We start from the raw sequence: 19,121 nt of genomic DNA, 5'->3' as shown, positions 1-19,121 counted from the left end.
CCGACCGGTGCGGGGCCCTTTGGCGTCTCCCGGTGCCCGGAGGGTCACCGGCGGTTCCCGGTGGACTACTTGGGGACCTCGGCGACCGCGCGCAGGTCGCGGGTGTCGGCGGCGAGCTTGTCCAGGTCCGGCTGGGCGCTCGGGTCGGCCACCGTCATGACCATCACCAGGCCGCTGCTGTCGGCCCAGGCGCAGATGCCCATCGTGGTCCCGGCCTCGCCCTCGCCGCCGACGACGGTGGCGCACTCCATCGCGCCGCCCTTGGGGCCGGCGTCCACCACGTGCCGGTTGTCGAGCTTGCGACCGGTGGACGCCATGCCCTGGAACGCCTGGTTCAGTTCCTGCTTCGGCGCCAGGACCTTGCCGTAGCCCCCGAACACGACCAGCTGCGGGTCCGACTGCGCGTTCTGGTAGAGGGCGCCCACCCCGGTGGGGCTCCAGTTGCCGTCGCCCTTGCCGAAGCTGGAGGTGAGCCCCTTCTCCAGGGTGTCGGCGACCTGGGGGTCGTCGCTCTGGCGCAGGTCCTTGAACGTGGCTGGCAGGACGATCTTCTGGGTGCCCGCGCTGCTGGCGACGTCGTAGACGAAGTAGGCGAGCGCGCCGCCGCCCAGCAGCACGAAGGCGCCGACGACGCCGAGCACGGTCCAGAGCGTCTTGCGGGACTTGCGCGGCGGCGGCACCGGCGGGTAGGCGCCGTACCCGGGGTAGGCGCCCGGCTCGCCGACCGGCGGGTAGCCGGGCGGGGGGCTCTGCGGCGGGATGCCGCCGTAGCCCGGCGGGGCCGGCGGGGGCGGCGGTGCGTCGTGTCCCGGCTGCGGCGGGGGGCCGTAGGGGTTCTGCTCGGTCACGCGAGGCCTCTCTGATGGCGATGCCCGGGTGCCGCCCGGCGCGGCCGGCGGCGGCGGGGACGTGGTGGTGACGTGGCGGGGCGGTGCCCCGGTTACTTGGCGACGACCATGGCATCGCGGATCGCCCGGGTCCTGTCCGCGGCCTGGGCCGGGGTGAGGCCCTGGCCGCCGCCGGTCAGGCTGATCTTGCTGAAGGTGATCCGGCCGGTGGTGGACTTGTCCGCCCACACGCAGACCGTGGGCCCGGCCTTGCCCGCGATGACGCTGGCCACGCCGCAGGCGAGCTTCGCCGAGGAGCTGTGGCCGTCCTGCGCCGGGAAGTCCGTCAGCGGCGTGGACCAGGTCAGCCCGCCGCTGTCCTTCTTCGAGTCGTCGATGATCTGGCCGGGGTCGTTGAGCTCCCCGTAGACGCCGACCACGGAGAGCGTGTCGAGCGCGTCGGAGCCCTTGCTGTAGCTGGCCACCAGCACGTTGAGGTTCTTGCCGAACTTCGCCGCCTCGGGCTTGGCCGGGTCGACGGCCTCCTCCTTGGCCGACTTCTGGGTGTAGCCGTCCGGCAGCGACTGCGGCGCGGAGATCTTGTACTGGCCGCCCTGGTCGTCGCCGAGGAACTTCCACGCGGCGAAGCCGCCGCCGCCCAGCACCAGTGTGCCCACGACCAGGCCGACCACCAGGCCGGTCCGGCCCTTCTTCGGCGGCGGCGGGTAGCCCGGCTGGCCCGGCTGGCCCGGCTGGCCGTACGGGGCCTGCGGCGGGTAGCCGTACGGGGGCTGCGGGGCGCCGTACGGCTGCTGCGGGGCGCCGTAGGGCGGCTGGGGAGCGCCGTAGGGCTGGCCGTCCTGCGGCGGGTAGCCGTACTGGGGCGGCTGCTGCGGGGCGCCGTAGGGCGGCGGCGGTTGCGGCGGGCCGTACGGGGGCTGACCCCCGTACGGCTGAGGCTGTCCCTGCGGTTGTCCCTGCGGATACTGCTGGCCCTGGCCGTACATCTGCGTCCGTGCTCCCCCGCCGCACCCGCGGCCTGTCGTCGTGTCGTCCCGGGGTCCGTGCGGACACCGGACGAGTGCCCGGGAACGGTACCGTACGGTGTCCTCCGCCGAGCCGTTCGGGCGGGTCGCGTCCGCGCGGAGAAAGCGGTTCGTAACACGGGCCTGCGGTTACGTAAACTGTGCGTCGTGACCGACACGACGAACCAGCACCCCGTGAGCACCTTTGCCGGGGACGAAGCAGCCACTCTCCCGACGACCTACACCCCCGCGGACGTAGAGGGCGAGCTGTACGAGCGCTGGGTAGAGCGTGGCTACTTCACCGCGGACGCCAAGAGCGACAAGCCCCCGTTCACCATCGTCATCCCCCCGCCGAACGTGACCGGGGCCCTGCACCTGGGCCACGCCTTCCAGCACACGCTGATGGACGCCCTGACCCGCCGAAAGCGGATGCAGGGCTTCGAGACGCTCTGGCTGCCGGGTATGGACCACGCGGGCATCGCCACCCAGAACAAGGTGGAGCAGCAGCTCGCCGAGTCGGGCCTGTCCCGCCACGACCTGGGCCGCGAGGCCTTCGTCGAGAAGGTCTGGGAGTGGAAGGAGAACTACGGCGGCCGGATCCTCGGCCAGATGCGCCGCCTGGGCGACGGCGTGGACTGGTCGCGCGAGCGCTTCACCATGGACGAGGGGCTCTCGCAGGCCGTTCAGACCATCTTCAAGCGCCTCTTCGACGACGGCCTGATCTACCGGGCCGAGCGCATCATCAACTGGTGCCCGCGCTGCCTCACCGCCCTGTCCGACATCGAGGTGGAGCACGAGGAGGTCCCCGGCGAGCTGGTCTCGATCCGCTACGGCGAGGGCGAGGACTCGATCGTCGTCGCCACGACCCGGGCCGAGACGATGCTGGGCGACACCGCCGTGGCCGTCCACCCGGACGACGAGCGGTACCGGCACCTGGTCGGCCGGACCATCAAGCTGCCGCTGACCGACCGTGAGATCCCGGTCGTCGCGGACGAGCACGTCGACCCGGAGTTCGGCACCGGCGCCGTCAAGGTGACGCCCGCGCACGACCCCAACGACTTCGCGATCGGCCAGCGCCACAACCTGCCCAACCTGAGCATCATGGACGAGCGCGGTGCGATCACCGTGCACGGCCCCTTCCTCGGCCTGGACCGGTTGGAGGCCCGCTCGGCCGTGGTCGGCGCGCTGCGCGAGCAGGGCCGGATCGTCGCCGAGAAGCGCCCGTACATGCACTCGGTCGGCCACTGCTCGCGCTGCCACACTGTGGTCGAGCCGCGGCTGTCGCTCCAGTGGTGGGTCAAGGTCGAGCCGCTGGCGAAGGCCGCCGGCGACGCCGTGCGCGACGGCAAGGTGGAGATCCACCCGAAGGAGCTGGAGCGCCGCTACTTCGACTGGGTCGACAACATGTACGACTGGTGCATCTCGCGCCAGCTGTGGTGGGGCCACCGGATCCCGGTCTGGTACGGCCCGGACGGCGAGGTCGTCTGCGTCGGCCCGGACGAGCAGCCGCCCACCGGCGAGGGCTGGCACCAGGACCCTGACGTCCTGGACACCTGGTTCTCCTCCGGCCTGTGGCCGTTCTCGACGCTCGGCTGGCCGGAACGGACCCCGGAGCTCGAGAAGTTCTACCCGACCGACGTCCTGGTCACCGGCCACGACATCATCTTCTTCTGGGTCGCCCGGATGATGATGTTCGGCCTGTACGCGATGGACGGTGAGGCGCCGTTCAAGACCGTCGCCCTGACCGGCCTGGTCCGCGACGAGTTCGGCAAGAAGATGTCGAAGTCCTCGGGCACCGCCGTGGACCCGCTGGACTGGATGGACGCCTACGGCGCCGACGCCGTCCGCTTCACCCTGGCTCGCGGCGCCAACCCGGGCGCCGACGTGCCGATCGGCGAGGACTGGGTCAAGGGCTCGCGCAACTTCTGCAACAAGATCTGGAACGCGACCCGCTTCGCGCTGATGAACGGCGCCACCGTCGAGGGCCCGCTGCCCGCGCCGGAGCAGCTCACCGCAGTGGACCGCTGGATCCTGTCGCGGCTGAACGCCACCATCGCCGAGGTGGACGCGCTCTACGACGGCTACGAGTTCGCCAAGGCCTCGGACGCGCTCTACCACTTCGCGTGGGACGAGGTCTTCGACTGGTACGTCGAGCTCTCCAAGACCACCCTGGCCAAGGGCGGCCCGCAGGCCGACGCCGCGCGCCGGGTGCTCGGCGAGGTCCTGGACACCACGCTGCGGCTGCTGCACCCGGTGGTCCCGTTCGTCACCGAGGCCCTGTGGACGGCGCTGACCGGCGCCGAGTCGCTGGTGGTCGCCGACTGGCCGACGGACGGCGGGTTCCGTGACACCGCCGCCGAGGCCGAGATCGCCACGCTGCAGCAGGTCGTCACCGAGGTCCGCCGGTTCCGCTCGGACCAGGGCCTGCAGCCCGCGCAGCGCGTCCCGGCGAAGCTGGAGCTGGACGGCACCGTGCTGGCCGTCCACGAGGACGCGATCCGCTCGCTGCTGCGGCTGACCGTCCCCGAGGAGGGCTTCGCGGCCACCGCCTCGCTCCCGGTCGCCGGCGCCACCGTCGCGCTCGACCTCTCCGGCACCATCGACGTCGCGGCGGAGCGCAAGCGCCTCGCCAAGGACCTCGCGGCCGCCGAGAAGGAGAAGGCGCAGACCACGGCCAAGCTCGGCAACGAGGCGTTCCTCGCCAAGGCGCCGGACGAGGTGGTCGCCAAGATCCGGGGCCGTCAGGAGGCCGCCGAGGCCGACATCGCCCGGATCACCGCCCAGCTCGCGGCGCTGCCGCAGGGCTGAGCCCGCACCGGTCCGTGAGGGGCCGCACTCCGCGACGCGCGGGGTGCGGCCCCTCCGGCGTTTCCGGGCGGCTCGGCCGGGCGCGGCGGCGGTGTTCTTTTTGCTACGCCTAATAGCCCATCAACATTGCTCCCTTCCGGCGAATATTCATCCTGGACCGGGTGAGGTCCTATTCCTTCCGAATTCATTCCGGTCTTGCCCGCGCGGGTTCGCGGAAGTTTGCAGGTCGGATGTGTACGGTGTGCACGGAGTTTCTGACGGGTGTTTCTGCTGAGCGTTCCTGCTGAGCCGACGGACGGGAGGGCATGGCGTGGTGGTGACCGAGGAATTGGCCGGCGAACTGCCTGCCGAGGCGGTGGAGGAGGCCAAGGCCAGGGCGGCGACCCTGCTGCTGGCGTTCCGTCATGGCAACCAGCTCGCCTTCGACCACGAGCTGGACCTGCTCCTCGCCGAGCGGGCCGAGCGCGAGGTGACCACCCTGCTCGCCTGGATCGCCGCCGAGGCCGTCCGCAAGGCGTACGCGCCCGAGGTCGGCGACCGGGTGCTGCGGGCGATGGCCCGGCGCGCCCCGGCCGACAACGGCGCGGTCGCGGTGGACGAGGAGAGTGCGGACGCCGCCCGGCTGATCGAGGCGGTGGCCGCCGGCGAGGTGGCCGAGGTGCGCGGCCTGGTCGCCTCGACCGCCGACACCACCTTCCTGCTCGGCGGTCTGCTCCAGGGCGTCGCGATGATGCTGCCGCTGCTGCCCGAGGGCGAACTGGCCGAGATCACGGCCGAGTTGCGCCGCCGGCACGGCGGGCCCGCGGCCCACGTCCCGGAGGCCCGGGCCGGGGTCTGAACCCCGGTCCGGGGAGGGGCGTCACGGCATGGCGTGCAGGTGCGCGCCGATGGTGCCCGCGACCGGGTTGCCCGCCTTGGCGTCCCAGTTGGTCGACCAGGTCATCGCCCCGCCGATGCCCGGCCAGGTGGTGTCGGGCTTGTAGCTGCCGCAGTTGGTGCCGGCGGCCAGGCAGTCCAGCGCGTTGTCGACCACGCTCGGGCTGACGTACCCGCCGCCCGCCGCGCTGGTGGAGGCCGGCACCCCGAGCCCCACCTGGTCGGGCCGCAGCCCGCCCTTGAGCTGGATGCAGGCCAGCCCGGTGAGGAAGTCCTCGGTGCCCTGCGAGTAGACGTTGCCGTCGCAGCCGTTCATCGCACCGGAGTTGTAGTACTGCATGTTGACGATGGTGAGGATGTCCTTCACGTTCAGCGCCAGCTTGAAGTACTCCATGCCGGTCGACTGCATGTCGATGGTCTGCGGCGCCATGGTGAGGACGAACCCGCTGCCGCTCTTCGCGGCCAGCGAGTGCAGCGCCTGGCCCAGGTAGACGGCGTTGACACCGTTCTCCAGGTCGATGTCGATCCCGTCGAAGCCGTAGCCCTGCATCAGCGCCCGGGCGGTGTCGGCGAAGTTGGCCGCCGAGGTCGGGTCGCTCACCGACACCGTGCCGTTCTGCCCGCCGACCGAGAGCACCACCTTCTTGCCGGCCGCCCGCTTGGCCGCGATGTCGGCCTTGAACTGGGCGTCGGTGTAGCCGCCGAGGCGGGAGGAGAGGGCGGGGTCCAGGGTGAAGCCCAGCCCGCCCGGCGTGCTGGTGGCGTCGGCGAAGGAGACCGCGATGATGTCGTAGGCGGCCGGGACGTCGCTGATCCGCTGGACGGTGGCGCCGTTGTCGAAGTTCTGCCAGTAGCCGGTCAGGATGTGCTTGGGCAGGCCGGGCGGCTTGCCGGTCGAGGTGGCGGTCGGGCTGCCGGTGCCGGTGTCCGTGGGGGAGGGGCTGCCGGTGCCGGTGGGGCTCGGGGACGTGGTGGCGGTCGGGCTCTGGGAGGGCTGCGGGCCGCCCGGGCCGATCAGTGAGACGTCGTCGGCGAGGAAGGCGGGCTGCCCGTACCAGCCGTGCAGGTAGACGGTGACGCTGGTGGTGCCCGGGCCGGTGGTGAAGCCGGTGCTCAGCTGGGCCCAGCCGGTGGAGTTCGTCCAGGTGCCGGGGTCGGTGCCGCCGGTGCCGCGGGCGCCCAGGTAGACGTACGAGCCCTGGACCCAGGAGCTCAGCGTGTACGTCGAGGAGGGCTGCACGGCGACGGTCTGGGTGCACTCGCCGGTGTCGCCCGAGCCCGGGGTGGACTGCAGGGCGTAGCGGCCGGAGTGTGCGGTCGTGCTCTGGACGGCGCCGTTGCCGCAGGACCAGCCGGACAGGGTGCCGGTCTCGAAGCCGCCGTTGGCGATCAGGTCGGGGTCGGCGGCCTGGGCGCCGGTGCCGGTGGCGAGGGCGAGCCCGCTCAGGCCGAGGGCGACGGCGCAGGCCCCGGCGATCAGGGTGTGGGCGGCGCGTGGGCGCCGGTGTCGGGCAGGTGGCATGACTCCATCTCCTGTGGGGGAGGCCCGGCGGCGCGCCTGAGTGGTGGGGGTGGAGCGCCGTCCGGGGTGTCGATGGTGCGCGTGCGGGAGCTACCGACAACTCAAGTCCCTGTCGGGGAAGGAGACTTGACTCACAAGGTGGAGTAGACCAATCCGGCTGTCAAGAGGGCGCTAGGCGGCCGACGGCCGTGCCGTGGAGTCGGTTGCTGCGGTACCGACTGCTCCGGGCTGGGCCGGCTCGGCCGGCTCGGCGACCGCGGCGGTGAGCGCGGCGATCCGCGCCGAGGCCAGGCCGTCGCCGTACGGGCTCGGGGTGGCCGCGAGCCGGGCGAGCCGCTCGGGGGTGTCGGCCAGCCAGGCCCGGGCCAGCTCGCCCAGGTCCTCGTCGGGGCCCACCAGCGCGGCGAAGCCCGCCGCCACCGCCTCCGGACGCTCGGTGGAGCGGCGCACCACTAGCAGCGGGCGGCCGAGCACGGTGCACTCCTCCTGCACGCCGCCGGAGTCGGAGACCAGCAGTGCGGCGTGGCTCGCCAGTCCCAGGAAGTCGGCGTACCCGACCGGCCCGGTGACGGCCAGGCGCTCCAGCAGGGCGTCCAGTGCGAAGCGCTCGACGGCGGCCCGGGTGCGCGGGTGCATCGGGAACAGCACCGGGGTGCCCGCCCGGGCGATCCGGTCCAGTTCGGCCAGCACGGCGCCCAGCGCCTCGGCGGTGTCGGTGTTCTCCGGGCGGTGCACGGTGGCCAGCACGTAGCCGTCCGGGCGCAGCCCGTGCGCGGCGAGCAGCGCGGCGCGGTCGGCCGCGGCCGGCAGCTGACGGCGGACCACCTCGACGACGGTGTTGCCGGTGAGCGCGATCCGCTCCTCGGCGAGGGCCTCGGCGCGCAGGTTGGCGACGTTGTCCCCGGTGGCGGCGCAGAGCAGGTCGGAGACGTGGTCGACCATCACCCGGTTGTGCTCCTCGGGCATCGCCCGGTCGAAGCTGCGCAGCCCGGCCTCGACGTGCACCAGCGGGATCTCCCGGGCGTTGGCGGCCAGCGCCCCGGCGAGGGTGGCGTTGGTGTCGCCCTGGACGACGACGGCGGCGGGGCGGTCCTCGGCGAAGGCGGCGTCCAGCTGGCCGAGGGACTGGGCGATCTGGCCGGCCCGGGGGCGCCCGCCGACGCCGGTGAGCAGCTCGGGGCGGGGCAGGTCGAGGTCGCGCAGGAAGCGGCCGGACATCGCCTCGTCCCAGTGCTGGCCGGTGTGCACCAGACGGGTGGCGTCGCCGAGTTCGTGGATCAGCGGGGCGAGCTTGACCAGTTCGGGGCGGGTGCCCAGGACGACGGCGACGCTGGCGGGGGGAAGGCACATGCTCATGGGGAGGCTCCGAGGGGGTGGGGCAGCTCAGGGCTCAGGCGTGGGGCTCAAACGCGGGGCTCAGGACTGAGGCTCAGGACTCAAGGGCGGTGGGGGAGCCGAGGGCGACCTTCTCGGCGTTGCGCCGGGTCTTGGCCCAGCCGTTGCGGCCGAGCAGCATCCGGGCGGCGGCCCGGGTGGCGACCACGAAGAGGTGGTAGGCGTAGAGCCAGATCAGGACGCCCCAGAGCAGTCCGGTGAGCCGGCCGCGGTCGGGGTGGACGAGCCGGCGGTAGGCGAAGCCCCAGAACACCATCGGCAGGGTGGCGACCGCGAAGGCGAGCAGCATCCACGGGCCGAACCTGACGTGGAAGTCGGCGGTCTCGGCGGGGAAGAGCACCAGCCCGGCCGCCGTGATCCCGAGCGAGAGCGGGAACAGCAGGACCAGCAGCACGCAGACGACGGGCTGCAGGAAGGTGTACAGCACCTCGGCCTTGCCGGACCAGGTGTAGAAGGGGGAGCGCAGCACCCGGCCGGTGTAGCGCAGGCACTGCATGTTGCCCTGGGCCCAGCGGGTGCGCTGGGTGAGGAAGCGGCGCAGCGAGATCAGGCCCTCCTGGGAGACCTGGGTCTCGGTGACGTGGGTGAGCCGCCAGCCGGCCAGGCGCAGGTCGAGGCCGGACTCGTAGTCCTCCAGCAGGGCGCGCTCGGGCCAGGGGCGGCCGGCCCGGCCCTCCTCGGCGGTGAGCGAGTCGAGGGCGGTGAGGCGGACGAACTGGCCGTTCCCGCCGAGGCCGACGCTGCCGGTGCGGCGGCGCAGCAGCTGCATGCCGGCGTTGTTGGCCTGGAACTCGACGTCCTGCATCCGGACCAGGGCGCGGGCGAACGCGTTGGCGGCCCGGCCGCGGCCGGGCAGCGGGAGTTCGTCGTCGGCGTTGCGCATCCGCACGCCGATCTGGACGGCGCCGGTGTCGGGGCGGCCGAGCGCCTTGCCGTTGCAGACCTGGGGGAGGGTGCCGGGGTCGAGCCGTCCGTCGGCGTCGACGACGCCGATCACCACGCGGGAGCGGTCGGTGTCCTCGGGCAGCCAGGCGGTGACCTCGCGGTAGGCGGCGTTGAGGGCGGCGCCCTTGCCGATCCGGGCGTGCGGGCGGCGGCGCTGGACGAGGTGGACGCGGTCGTCGTGGGCCGCGGCGGCGAGGACGAGGTCGCGGGTGGCGTCCTCGCTGTCGTCGTCGATCACCCACAGGTGGGCCTCGGGCGCACCGGCGCGCAGGCCGGCCAGGGTCTGGGTGACCACGGCCTCCTCGTCGCGGCAGGGGATCACCAGGTGCCACTGGAAGGCGGCCGGGTCGCCGGGTTCGGCGGGCCGGTTGTGCCGGAAGGCGTGCCGGGAGCCGGCCCAGTACAGGAGGAAGCGTCCGAAGACGAAGGCCATGTAGCCGACGAGCGCCAGTGAGACCAGTCCGGCGAACCAGACGATGGCGTCCTGGCGGAGCACGATCCAGTCGTGCAGAGCGTCGGGCATGGCGTGGTACTCCTCGTGATCAAAGGCGGCGCGGCTCCAGGGGGTGCGAATCGATGCTTCGTCGCGGTTCAAATTCGCCAAAGAGATAGTAAAGGGGGCAAATTGGAAACTCCGACCAAAGTGGTCGTTCTCACCCCGTGAGGACGGCCCGCCAACCCTCCGTAGACTGTGGTCGTGAGCGACAAGGCCGACCCGAACCCGTACACCCTCCGCCCCGCCGACGGTGACACCGACGACACCCTGCGCGATGTCGAGGTGGAGCTCTCCAAGCGCTGGCCGGAGAACAAGCTGGAGCCCTCGCTCGACCGGATCGAGGCGCTGATGGACATCCTGGGCCAGCCCCAGCGGTCCTTCCCCTCCATCCACATCACCGGGACCAACGGCAAGACCTCCACCGCCCGGATGATCGAGCAGCTGCTCAACACCTTCGAACTGCGCACGGGCCGCTACACCAGCCCGCACGTGGAGAGCGTCACCGAGCGGATCACCCTGGACGGCGCCCCGATCACCCCCGAGCGCTTCGTCGAGGTCTACCGCGACATCGAGCCGTACGTGCAGATGGTCGACGCGGCGCAGCCGGTGCCGATGTCCTTCTTCGAGGTGCTGACCGGCATGGCCTACGCCGCCTTCGCCGACGCCCCCGTGGACGTCGCCGTGGTCGAGGTCGGCATGGGCGGCTCCTGGGACGCCACCAACGTCATCGACGCCGCCGTCGCCGTGATCACCCCGATCGGGCTGGACCACACCGACAAGCTCGGCGAGACCACCGGCGAGATCGCGGTCGAGAAGTCCGGGATCATCAAGTCCGGTGCCGTCGCCGTCGTCGCCCAGCAGCAGCTGGACGCCGCCCAGAACATCCTGCGGCGCGCCGTCGAGGTCGACGCCACGGTGGCCCGCGAGGGCATGGAGTTCGGCGTGATCCGCCGTGAGCTCGGCGTCGGCGGCCAGCTGGTGACGCTGCGCGGGCTCGGCGGCGAGGAGTACGAGGACGTCTTCATCCCGCTGCACGGCGAGCACCAGGCGCACAACGCGGTGCTGGCGCTGGCCGCGGTCGAGGCCTTCTTCGGCGTCGGCGGCGCCCGCGGCGGGCAGCTCGACGTGGACAAGGTCCGCCAGGCCTTCTCCGGCGTCTCCTCGCCCGGCCGCCTGGAGGTCGTCCGCCGCAGCCCCACGATCATCCTGGACGCCGCGCACAACCCGCACGGCGCCCGTGCCACCGTCGCCGCCCTCGGCGAGTCCTTCGGCTTCACCCGGCTCGTCGGCGTGATCGGCACCTCCGGGGACAAGGACGTGGCCGGCGTGCTGGAGGCCTTCGAGCCGGTCCTCGCCGAGGTCGTCATCACCCAGAACTCCACCCACCGCGCGATGGACGTCGACGAGTTGGCGGCGCTGGCCGTCGACATCTTCGGCGAGGACCGCGTCCAGGTCGAGCCCCGGCTCGACGACGCCATCGCGGCCGCCGTCACCCTCGCCGAGGAGGAGGGCGACCTCGGCGGCGCCGGGGTGCTGGTCACCGGTTCGGTCATCACGGTGGGCGAGGCCCGCCTGCTGCTCGGGAGGAAGTGACATGAGGACCCTCTGCTCCTCGACCCTGATCGGCGAGGCTCTCCTGGCGATGTTCGCCGCGCTGGTCGCGATGCAGCTGTCGAGCGTCTCCACGGCCACGATCTGGATCGTCACCGGGATCGTCATGGCGCTGTGCATCGCGCTCTGCGGCATGATCAACCGCCCTGGTGCGGTGGCCGTCGGCTGGGCGCTGCAGATCGGCCTGATCGCCAGCGGCTTCATCCTGCCGACCATGTTCGGCCTCGGTGTGGTCTTCGCCGGCCTGTGGTGGTGCTCGGTGCACTACGGCCGCAAGGTGGACGAGTTCAAGGCCGCCCGGGCCGCCGCCGAGGCGGCTGCCGTACCGGTCTAGGGCCCGGACCGGCGGGCCGACACGCCGCACACGCAAGGTAATCTCTGCCGTGTCGGCTCCCGCCCGTCGGCCCGACTGCCTTGCCGTACCGAATCCCCAGGAGACGCACCGTGTCCCAGCGCACTCTCGTCCTGCTCAAGCCCGACGCCGTCCAGCGTGGCCTGGCCGGCGAGATCATCAGCCGCATCGAGCGCAAGGCCGGCTGGCGGCTCACCGCCGTCGAGCTGCGCACCTTCGACCGGGCGACGCTGGAGCAGCACTACGCGGAGCACGTCGGCCGCCCGTTCTACGAGCCGCTGCTGGAGTTCATGACCTCCGGTCCGTCGATCGCCCTGATCGTCGAGGGCGAGGAGGTCGTCCGCGGCATCCGGATGCTGGCCGGTGCGACCAACCCGCTGGAGGCCGGGGCCGGCACCATCCGCGGCGACTACGCGACGATCACCCGCGAGAACCTGATCCACGCCTCGGACTCCCCGGAGTCGGCCGAGCGCGAGATCAAGATCTTCTTCCCGGCGCACGCCTGAGTCCAGCCGGGCGACACGCCCGAGGGACCTTGGCACTGCCCCGGTCGGGACCATTGGCCCGGCCGGGGCACTTTTATCGTGAAATAAGCAACCAGAGGTGCCGACACGGCGTCCCAATGCCCGGAGAAGCGAACACGCTCCGGACAATGGACGGTATGCCCCGCATCGACGTCCGTGCCGCGCCGCGTGACTACGATGGACGCGACTCAAGGGCCCGGTAAGGCAGCTCAGCTGGCTCCGCCCGAGCGTGGGCGCGCTCTCGTCCAACCCCCCTATGAACTCCGAGCCCGGGAAGGCAACCACACCCCATGGCGAGCAACCTGTCGTTCATCGGCCGCGACTTGGCGATCGACCTTGGAACTGCCAACACGCTGGTGTACGTCAGGGGCAAGGGGATCGTCCTCAACGAGCCGTCCGTCGTCGCGGTGAACACCAACACCGGCGGCATCCTGGCGGTCGGTGCCGAGGCGAAGAAGATGATCGGCCGGACGCCGGGCAACATCGTCGCCATCCGCCCGCTCAAGGACGGCGTGATCGCCGACTTCGAGATCACCGAGCGGATGCTCCGCTACTTCATCCTCAAGATCCACCGCCGCCGCTACCTCGCCCGCCCCCGGGTCGTGGTCTGCGTGCCCTCCGGCATCACCGGAGTCGAGCGCCGCGCCGTGATCGAGGCCTCCTCGCAGGCCGGCGCCCGCCAGGTACACATCATCGAGGAGCCGATGGCCGCCGCCATCGGCGCCGGGCTGCCCGTCCACGAGGCCACCGGCAACATGGTCGTCGACATCGGCGGCGGCACCACCGAGGTCGCGGTCATCTCCCTCGGCGGCATCGTCACCGCCCAGTCCATCCGGGTCGCCGGCGACGAGCTGGACAACGCGATCGTCCAGCACATCAAGAAGGAGTACTCGCTGCTCCTCGGCGAGCGCAGCGCCGAGCAGATCAAGATGAGCATCGGCAGCGCCTTCGGCCTGGAGGGCGAGAAGGACGAGCACGCCGAGATCCGCGGCCGCGACCTGGTCAGCGGCCTGCCCAAGACCGTGGTCATCTCCGCCGCCGAGGTCCGCGAGGCCATCGACGAGCCGGTCAACTCGATCATCGACGCCGTGAAGACCACCCTCGACCAGTGCCCGCCCGAGCTGGCCGGCGACGTGATGGACCGCGGCATCGTGCTCACCGGCGGCGGCGCCCTGCTGCGCGGCCTCGACGAGCGGCTGCGCCGCGAGACCGGCATGCCGATCCACATCGCCGAGAACCCGCTCGACTCGGTCGCGCTCGGCTCCGGCAAGTGCGTCGAGGAGTTCGAGGCGCTCCAGCAGGTACTGGACGCCTCCCCGCGCCGTTAGCACCACCGAGACATCCGACACTCAACTGAACGGGCTGCCGCCCGGGCCCCACAGCCCGGGCGGCCGACCAGGTACGAAGGGGCAGTACCAGCACCGTGAGGGACACACGAGAAAGCCGGCTGCTGCTCATCCTGCTGGTGGCCGTCGCCTTCGCACTCGTCACCGTGGACATCAAGGGCGGTGAGAGCTCCCCCCTCGGCGGTGCCCGACACGCCGCCGCCAGCGTCCTCGGCCCGGTCGAGCGCGGCGCCGCCACCGTCGTCGACCCGGTCGCCGACACCGTCCGGGCCTTCCGCGACGCCGCCTCCAACAACGGCCGCACCGACGAGCTCGCCCGCGAGAACACCGAACTGCGGCAGAAGCTCGCCTCCTCCGACATGGCCACCGGGCGCACCAAGCAGCTCGACGACCTGCTGCGCACCGCCGGCGCCGGCGGCTACACCGTCAAGGCCGCCCAGGTCATCGCGATCGGCCCGGCCCAGGGCTTCTCCTGGACCATCACCGTCGACGCCGGCAGCGACGACGGCCTCACCCGCGACATGACGGTGATCAACGGTCAGGGCCTGGTCGGCCGGATCACCACCGTCGCCCCGACCACCGCCACCGTGCTGCTCGCCTCCGACCCCGGCTTCTCTGCCGGCACCCGGCTGGAGGCCTCCGGCGAGATCGGCTTCGCCTCCGGCGGCGGCACCAGCCCGATGAAGGTCTCGCTGCTCAACGGCAAGGCCCAGGTCAAGGCCGGCGACCGGCTGGTCACCTTCGGCTCGCAGAGCGGCCGCCCGTTCGTGCCCGGCGTGCCGGTCGGCAAGGTCGTCGAGGTCGAGGCCACCCCGGGCCAGCTGACCAAGACCATCCTGGTCGAGCCCTTCGTCCAGTTCACCCGGCTGGACCTGGTCGGCGTGGTGGTCGTGCCGCCGCGCGCCGACCCGCGCGACGCCGTCCTGCCGCCGGCCCCGGCCCAGACCCCGGCCGCGCCCGCCGCCCCGCCCGCCAAGCCCACTGGGGGGAACTGAGCCATGCGCCTCGCCCGCATCCCCGTCTCCGCCGGCCTGATCCTGCTCGGCCTGATCCTCCAGGTCAGCGTCTTCGGACGGCTCCAGCTCCCGGGGGCCACCCCGGACATACTGCTGCTCGTCGTGGTCGGCCTGGCCATGGTCTACGGGCCGTCCGGCGGCTGCGTGGTCGGCTTCTCGGCCGGCCTGCTGGCCGACCTCGCGCCGCCCTCCGACCACGCGATCGGCCGCTACGCGCTGGTGCTCTGCCTGATGGGCTACGCCGCAGGGCTGCTGCGCCCGGACCACGGCCGCCAGCGGTCGGTGTCCAGCGCGCTGATGGTGGTGGCCGCCGCGGCGGTCGCCTCCACCCTGCTGTACGCGATGGTCGGCGCCCTGGTCGGCGACACCGCGGCCCGGCACGTCGGCCTCGGCGGCCTGGTGGTCAGCGCCCTGCTGTACGACGTGCTGCTGGCGCCGTTCGTGGTGCCGCTGGTGATGCTGGTCGGCCGCCGCTTCGGGCGCGACCCGGTGACCGCGGCCACCGATGACGACCAGGGCGGCTCCGGCCTGGGCACGCTGGCCCGCTACCGCACCACGCGCGAGGCCTCGTCCGGCCCGTCCTACAAGAAGCGGCGCATGCCCGGCTTCGTCCGGCGCCCGTAACCGGCCCGGCCCCCGACCTCCCGACTTCCCGCATCCTGGAGCGCACGAGACGTGAGCAACATCCCCGAGACCGGCCGTACCCGGCGGGTGACGATCCGTCTGGTGGTGCTGCAGATCCTGGTCCTGTCGCTGCTCGCCACCCTCGGCGGACGGCTGTGGTACCTGCAGATCCGCAACGCCAGCGTCTACACCGCCAAGGCGACCGGCAACCACATCCGCGAGGTGGTCGAACCGGCCGTCCGCGGCGAGATCCTGGACGCCTCCGGGCGGATCCTGGCCGGCAACGAGGCCCGGCTGGTGGTCTCGGTCAGCCGCACCTCGCTGCTGCAGCAGAAGGACGGCGGCAAGGCGGTGCTCGGCCGGCTGGCCGAGGTGCTGGGGATGCCCGCCAAGGACGTGCAGGAGAAGACCCGGCTCTGCGACGCCAAGACCCCGCAGCCCTGCTGGAACGGCTCGCCCTACCAGCCGATCCCGGTCACCAAGGAGGCGACCACCCAGCAGGCGATGCAGATAATGGAGCGCCGCGAGGACTTCCCCGGGGTCACCGCGCAGCCCACCGCCGTGCGCCGCTATACCGGTGCCGAGGGCGCCAACATGGCGCAGGTGCTCGGCTACCTCTCGCCGGTCACCGACGAGGAGGTCAGCAAGACCGCCTCCAAGGCCGGCCTGGACCGCTACCTGCCGGCCGACCAGATCGGCCGGGCCGGCCTGGAGTCGGTGTACGACCGCGACCTGCGCGGCACCGCCGGCATCACCCAGCTGGAGGTGGACAACCTCGGCCGGGTGATCGGCACCGCCGGCACCGCCGCCCCGCAGACCGGCAACAACCTGGTCACCAGCATCGACGCCCGGGTGCAGAAGGTGGTCGAGGACAACCTGGCGCAGGCCATGGCCGACGCCCGGAAGACCTTCGACAAGGTCACCAACCGCAACTACGAGGCCGACTCCGGCGCCGCCGTGGTGATGGACGTCCACACCGGCCGGATCGTCGCGATGTCCAGTGCGCCGACCTACGACCCCAACCTCTGGGTGGGCGGCATCACCGGCAAGGACTACCAGTCGCTGACCAGCAAGGACTCCAACTTCCCGCTGCTGAACCGGGCCATACAGGGTCAGTCCGCCCCCGGCTCGACCTTCAAGGTCGTCTCCACCACCGCCGCCGTCGAGGCCGGCTACTCGCTCGACGGGACGTACGCGTGCCCGAAGAGCATGACCATCGGCGGCCGCGAGTTCAAGAACTTCGAGAGCGAGAACTTCGGCTCCATCTCCCTGGAGAAGGCGCTGGAGGTCTCCTGCGACACCGTCTTCTACGGCCTGGCGTACGACCAGTGGATGAAGGACGGCGGCATCAAGCCGAAGAAGGAGCCGGGCGACTGGTTCTTCAAGACCGCCCACCAGTTCGGCCTCGGCGCCAAGACCGGCATCGACCTGCCCAGCGAGGTCACCGGCCGGGTGCCGGACCGGCAGTGGAAGCAGTCCTTCTACGACAACAACAAGGACGCCTGGTGCGCGCAGGCGCAGAAGGGCGGCACCAGCTTCTCCGACCAGATCGCCAAGGAGAACTGCGTCGACGGCTACCAGATGCGCGCCGGTGACGCCGTCAACTTCGCGATCGGCCAGGGCGACACGCTCGTCACGCCGGTCCAGATGGCCCGGATCTACTCGGCGCTGGCCAACGGCGGCACCTTCTACCGGCCGACCATCGCCAAGGCGGTGATAAGCCCGAGCGGGGACCTCGTCCGCGAGATCGCCCCGCACGAGGACGGCAAGTTCCCCGGCTCCCAGAAGCTGCTGAGCTACATCGACCAGGCCACCGCGGGCGTCATCACCGGCGGTACCGCCGCCTGGAAGTTCTCCGGCGCCGGCTGGCCGCAGAACAAGATCGAGCTGCACGCCAAGACCGGCACCGCCGAGGTCGAGGGCAAGCAGACCACCTCCTGGCTGACCACGTACAGCAAGGACTACGCGGTCGTCATGACGATAAGCCAGGGCGGCACCGGCTCCGGCGGCTCCGGCGACGCGGTTCGCCGGATCTACCAGGCGCTGTACGGCGTCGACGACAAGGGCAATATCGACAACGGCAAGGCGCTGCTGCCCGCGCCGCAGGCCGAACTGCCGAAGTTCAACCCGGACGGCACCGCGATCATCAAGCCGGCGGCCTACACCGTCGACACCGCCAACACCGTCGACACCGCCAACACCGTCGACACCGTCGACACCGCCAACACCATCGACACCGCCGGCCCGGTGCAGGCCGTCGCGGGCCCGGGCCTCCTGGCGTCGCCGGACCAGGCGCAGGGTCTGCCCGGCCCGGCGCCGGCCTTCCTGGAACAGGTGCCGGGCGAACCCGCCCCGGCCTCGGCCTTCCTGGACCCGGCGCAGCCGAACGACCGGCCCGCCCCGGGCACCGCGGCCGACGCCGCACTCGAACCGAACCGCGGCCCGGGAAGGGGGCGGGCATGACCTCCTACGGCTCCTACCGGCAACTGCGGCTGAGCCCGCAGCGCAGCGGGGTCTCCAAGGCCCTGGCCAAGGACTCCCCGCTGTGGCGGCTGGACTGGATACTGCTGCTCGCCGCGCTGGCCCTGTCGCTCGGCAGCTCCCTGCTGGTCTGGTCGGCCACCCGCGGCCGGGACTCGCTCACCCACGGCGACCCGCAGTACTTCCTGTACCGGCACCTGACCAACCTGGTCGTCGGGCTGGTGCTGTGCTCGGTGGTGATAGGGATAGGGAGCCGGCGCTTCCGCACCCTCGTGCCGTTCCTGTACATCGGCGTGATCCTGATGCTGCTCGCCACGCTCAGCCCGCTGGGCTCGACCATCAACGGCGCGCACTCCTGGATCCAGCTGGGCGGCGGCTTCTCCATCCAGCCCGCCGAGTTCGCGAAGCTCGGGATCGTGCTGGCGATGGCGGTCGTGCTGTCCGACCAGGTGGACGCGGGGGAGCGGGAGTACCCCTCGCACCGGGCGGTGTTCCGCGGCCTGGTCTGGGCCTTCCTGCCGATGTGCGTCGTGCTGCTGATGCCGGACGCCGGCTCGGTGATGGTGATGGCCGCGATCGTGCTGGGCATCCTGCTCGGCTCGGGGGCGGCCAACCGCTGGGTGCTCGGGCTGCTGGTGGCGGGCACCGGCGGGTGCGTGGCGATCTGGAAGCTCGGGGTGCTGAGCAAGTACCAGATCGACCGCTTCGCGGCCTTCGCCAACCCGCAGCTGGACCCCTCCGGCGTCGGCTACAACACCGCACAGGCCCGGATCGCGATCGGCTCGGGCGGGCTGACCGGCAAGGGGCTGTTCCACGGGACGCAGACCACCGGGCAGTTCGTGCCGGAGCAGCAGACCGACTTCGTGTTCACGGTGGCCGGTGAGGAACTGGGCTTCGTCGGGGCGCTGGCGATCATCCTGCTGGTCGGCGTGGTGCTGTGGCGGGCCTGCCGGATCGCCCGGCAGGCGACCGACCTGTACGGGACGATCGTGGCCGCGGGGATCATCGCCTGGTTCTCCTTCCAGGCCTTCGAGAACATCGGGATGTGCCTGGGCATCATGCCGGTGGCGGGCATCCCGCTGCCGTTCGTCTCCTACGGGGGGTCGTCGATGTTCGCGGTCTGGATCGCGATCGGGCTGCTCCAGGCGGTCCGCAGCCAGCGGCCGATAGCGGCCTGAGCGGACTGTCCGTCCACGCGTTCGTCGGTCGAGGGCCGGCCCGGGAATTTCTCGGGTCGGCCCTTGGTGTTTTTCAACTGGGCGCTGTGGGTGGG

General features: G+C 71.8%; 15 protein-coding genes. 10 read left to right on the top strand and 5 right to left on the bottom strand.

The features are described from left to right. Window positions 1–65: 65 nt before the first annotated feature. Window positions 66–848 (bottom strand): hypothetical protein, encoded by a 783-nt coding sequence (locus ACFVHI_RS08445; protein ID WP_380336924.1) that lies wholly within the window; start codon window positions 846–848, stop codon window positions 66–68. A 92-nt stretch (window positions 849–940) separates the two neighbouring features. Beyond that, window positions 941–1,834 carry a hypothetical protein gene (locus tag ACFVHI_RS08440; protein ID WP_380336921.1) on the bottom strand — a complete coding sequence of 298 codons (894 nt, stop codon included), beginning with the start codon at window positions 1,832–1,834 and terminating at the stop codon, window positions 941–943. A gap of 186 nt (window positions 1,835–2,020) precedes the next feature. On the opposite strand from ACFVHI_RS08440, the gene ACFVHI_RS08435 reads away from it, so the two are divergent. Further along, on the top strand, window positions 2,021–4,660 hold the full coding sequence (locus ACFVHI_RS08435; RefSeq protein ID WP_363369869.1) for a valine--tRNA ligase: 2,640 nt from the start codon (window positions 2,021–2,023) through the stop codon (window positions 4,658–4,660). Window positions 4,661–4,976: 316 nt separating this feature from the next. Beyond that, window positions 4,977–5,498 (top strand): hypothetical protein, encoded by a 522-nt coding sequence (locus ACFVHI_RS08430; protein ID WP_159398426.1) that lies wholly within the window; start codon window positions 4,977–4,979, stop codon window positions 5,496–5,498. Between the two features lie 21 nt (window positions 5,499–5,519). Here the strand turns inward: ACFVHI_RS08430 and ACFVHI_RS08425 are convergent, their stop codons facing one another. The 3 genes from ACFVHI_RS08425 to ACFVHI_RS08415 form a co-directional block, all read right to left on the bottom strand. Continuing rightward, window positions 5,520–7,058 carry a chitinase gene (locus tag ACFVHI_RS08425; RefSeq protein WP_380336916.1) on the bottom strand — a complete coding sequence of 513 codons (1,539 nt, stop codon included), beginning with the start codon at window positions 7,056–7,058 and terminating at the stop codon, window positions 5,520–5,522. Window positions 7,059–7,229: 171 nt separating this feature from the next. Next, window positions 7,230–8,408: a non-hydrolyzing UDP-N-acetylglucosamine 2-epimerase gene (gene wecB / locus ACFVHI_RS08420; RefSeq protein ID WP_380336982.1), complete on the bottom strand. Its 1,179-nt coding sequence runs from the start codon at window positions 8,406–8,408 to the stop codon at window positions 7,230–7,232. Window positions 8,409–8,487: 79 nt separating this feature from the next. Then, the gene (locus ACFVHI_RS08415) at window positions 8,488–9,921 is read right to left on the bottom strand and encodes a glycosyltransferase (protein ID WP_380336913.1); all 1,434 of its coding nucleotides are present in this window, start codon (window positions 9,919–9,921) and stop codon (window positions 8,488–8,490) included. Window positions 9,922–10,095: 174 nt separating this feature from the next. On the opposite strand from ACFVHI_RS08415, the gene ACFVHI_RS08410 reads away from it, so the two are divergent. From ACFVHI_RS08410 to rodA, 8 genes are all read left to right on the top strand, one after another. Further along, window positions 10,096–11,487 (top strand): folylpolyglutamate synthase/dihydrofolate synthase family protein, encoded by a 1,392-nt coding sequence (locus tag ACFVHI_RS08410; RefSeq protein ID WP_363369878.1) that lies wholly within the window; start codon window positions 10,096–10,098, stop codon window positions 11,485–11,487. 1 nt (window position 11,488) lies between these two features. Further along, complete coding sequence (locus ACFVHI_RS08405) at window positions 11,489–11,839, top strand: DUF4233 domain-containing protein (protein WP_063347563.1); 351 nt, start codon at window positions 11,489–11,491, stop codon at window positions 11,837–11,839. A gap of 110 nt (window positions 11,840–11,949) precedes the next feature. Further along, window positions 11,950–12,363, top strand: a complete 414-nt coding sequence (gene ndk / locus ACFVHI_RS08400) for a nucleoside-diphosphate kinase (RefSeq protein WP_063347562.1) — start codon at window positions 11,950–11,952, stop codon at window positions 12,361–12,363. A 320-nt stretch (window positions 12,364–12,683) separates the two neighbouring features. Beyond that, the gene (locus tag ACFVHI_RS08395; protein ID WP_031076009.1) at window positions 12,684–13,709 is read left to right on the top strand and encodes a rod shape-determining protein; all 1,026 of its coding nucleotides are present in this window, start codon (window positions 12,684–12,686) and stop codon (window positions 13,707–13,709) included. A 95-nt stretch (window positions 13,710–13,804) separates the two neighbouring features. Next, window positions 13,805–14,722 (top strand): rod shape-determining protein MreC, encoded by a 918-nt coding sequence (gene mreC / locus ACFVHI_RS08390; RefSeq protein WP_063347561.1) that lies wholly within the window; start codon window positions 13,805–13,807, stop codon window positions 14,720–14,722. A gap of 3 nt (window positions 14,723–14,725) precedes the next feature. Beyond that, window positions 14,726–15,367, top strand: a complete 642-nt coding sequence (gene mreD, locus ACFVHI_RS08385) for a rod shape-determining protein MreD (RefSeq protein WP_063347560.1) — start codon at window positions 14,726–14,728, stop codon at window positions 15,365–15,367. 51 nt (window positions 15,368–15,418) lie between these two features. Beyond that, entirely contained in the window at window positions 15,419–17,830 is a 2,412-nt protein-coding gene (gene mrdA / locus ACFVHI_RS08380) for a penicillin-binding protein 2 (RefSeq protein WP_380336907.1), read from the top strand. Beyond that, complete coding sequence (rodA, locus tag ACFVHI_RS08375; protein WP_063347559.1) at window positions 17,827–19,026, top strand: rod shape-determining protein RodA; 1,200 nt, start codon at window positions 17,827–17,829, stop codon at window positions 19,024–19,026. Before mrdA ends, rodA begins: the two co-directional genes overlap by 4 nt. Window positions 19,027–19,121 lie beyond the last annotated feature (95 nt).

The sequence above is a fragment of the Kitasatospora sp. NPDC127121 genome, assembly GCF_042677305.1.
Taxonomy (GTDB): Bacteria; Actinomycetota; Actinomycetes; order Streptomycetales; family Streptomycetaceae; genus Kitasatospora.
The sequence above is the reverse complement of the archived record's forward strand: the minus strand, read 5'-3'. Positions and strand labels throughout refer to the sequence as shown.

What these genes read in the sequence shown, in the direction of transcription:
- ACFVHI_RS08440 (WP_380336921.1), bottom strand. Translation starts at nt 1,834, where the DNA reads ATGTACGGCCAGGGCCAGCAGTATCCGCAGGGACAACCGCAGGGACAG.
- wecB (WP_380336982.1), bottom strand. Translation starts at nt 8,408, where the DNA reads ATGTGCCTTCCCCCCGCCAGCGTCGCCGTCGTCCTGGGCACCCGCCCC.
- rodA (WP_063347559.1), top strand. Translation starts at nt 17,827, where the DNA reads ATGACCTCCTACGGCTCCTACCGGCAACTGCGGCTGAGCCCGCAGCGC.
- ACFVHI_RS08405 (WP_063347563.1), top strand. Translation starts at nt 11,489, where the DNA reads ATGAGGACCCTCTGCTCCTCGACCCTGATCGGCGAGGCTCTCCTGGCG.
- mreD (WP_063347560.1), top strand. Translation starts at nt 14,726, where the DNA reads ATGCGCCTCGCCCGCATCCCCGTCTCCGCCGGCCTGATCCTGCTCGGC.
- ACFVHI_RS08415 (WP_380336913.1), bottom strand. Translation starts at nt 9,921, where the DNA reads ATGCCCGACGCTCTGCACGACTGGATCGTGCTCCGCCAGGACGCCATC.
- ACFVHI_RS08425 (WP_380336916.1), bottom strand. Translation starts at nt 7,058, where the DNA reads ATGCCACCTGCCCGACACCGGCGCCCACGCGCCGCCCACACCCTGATC.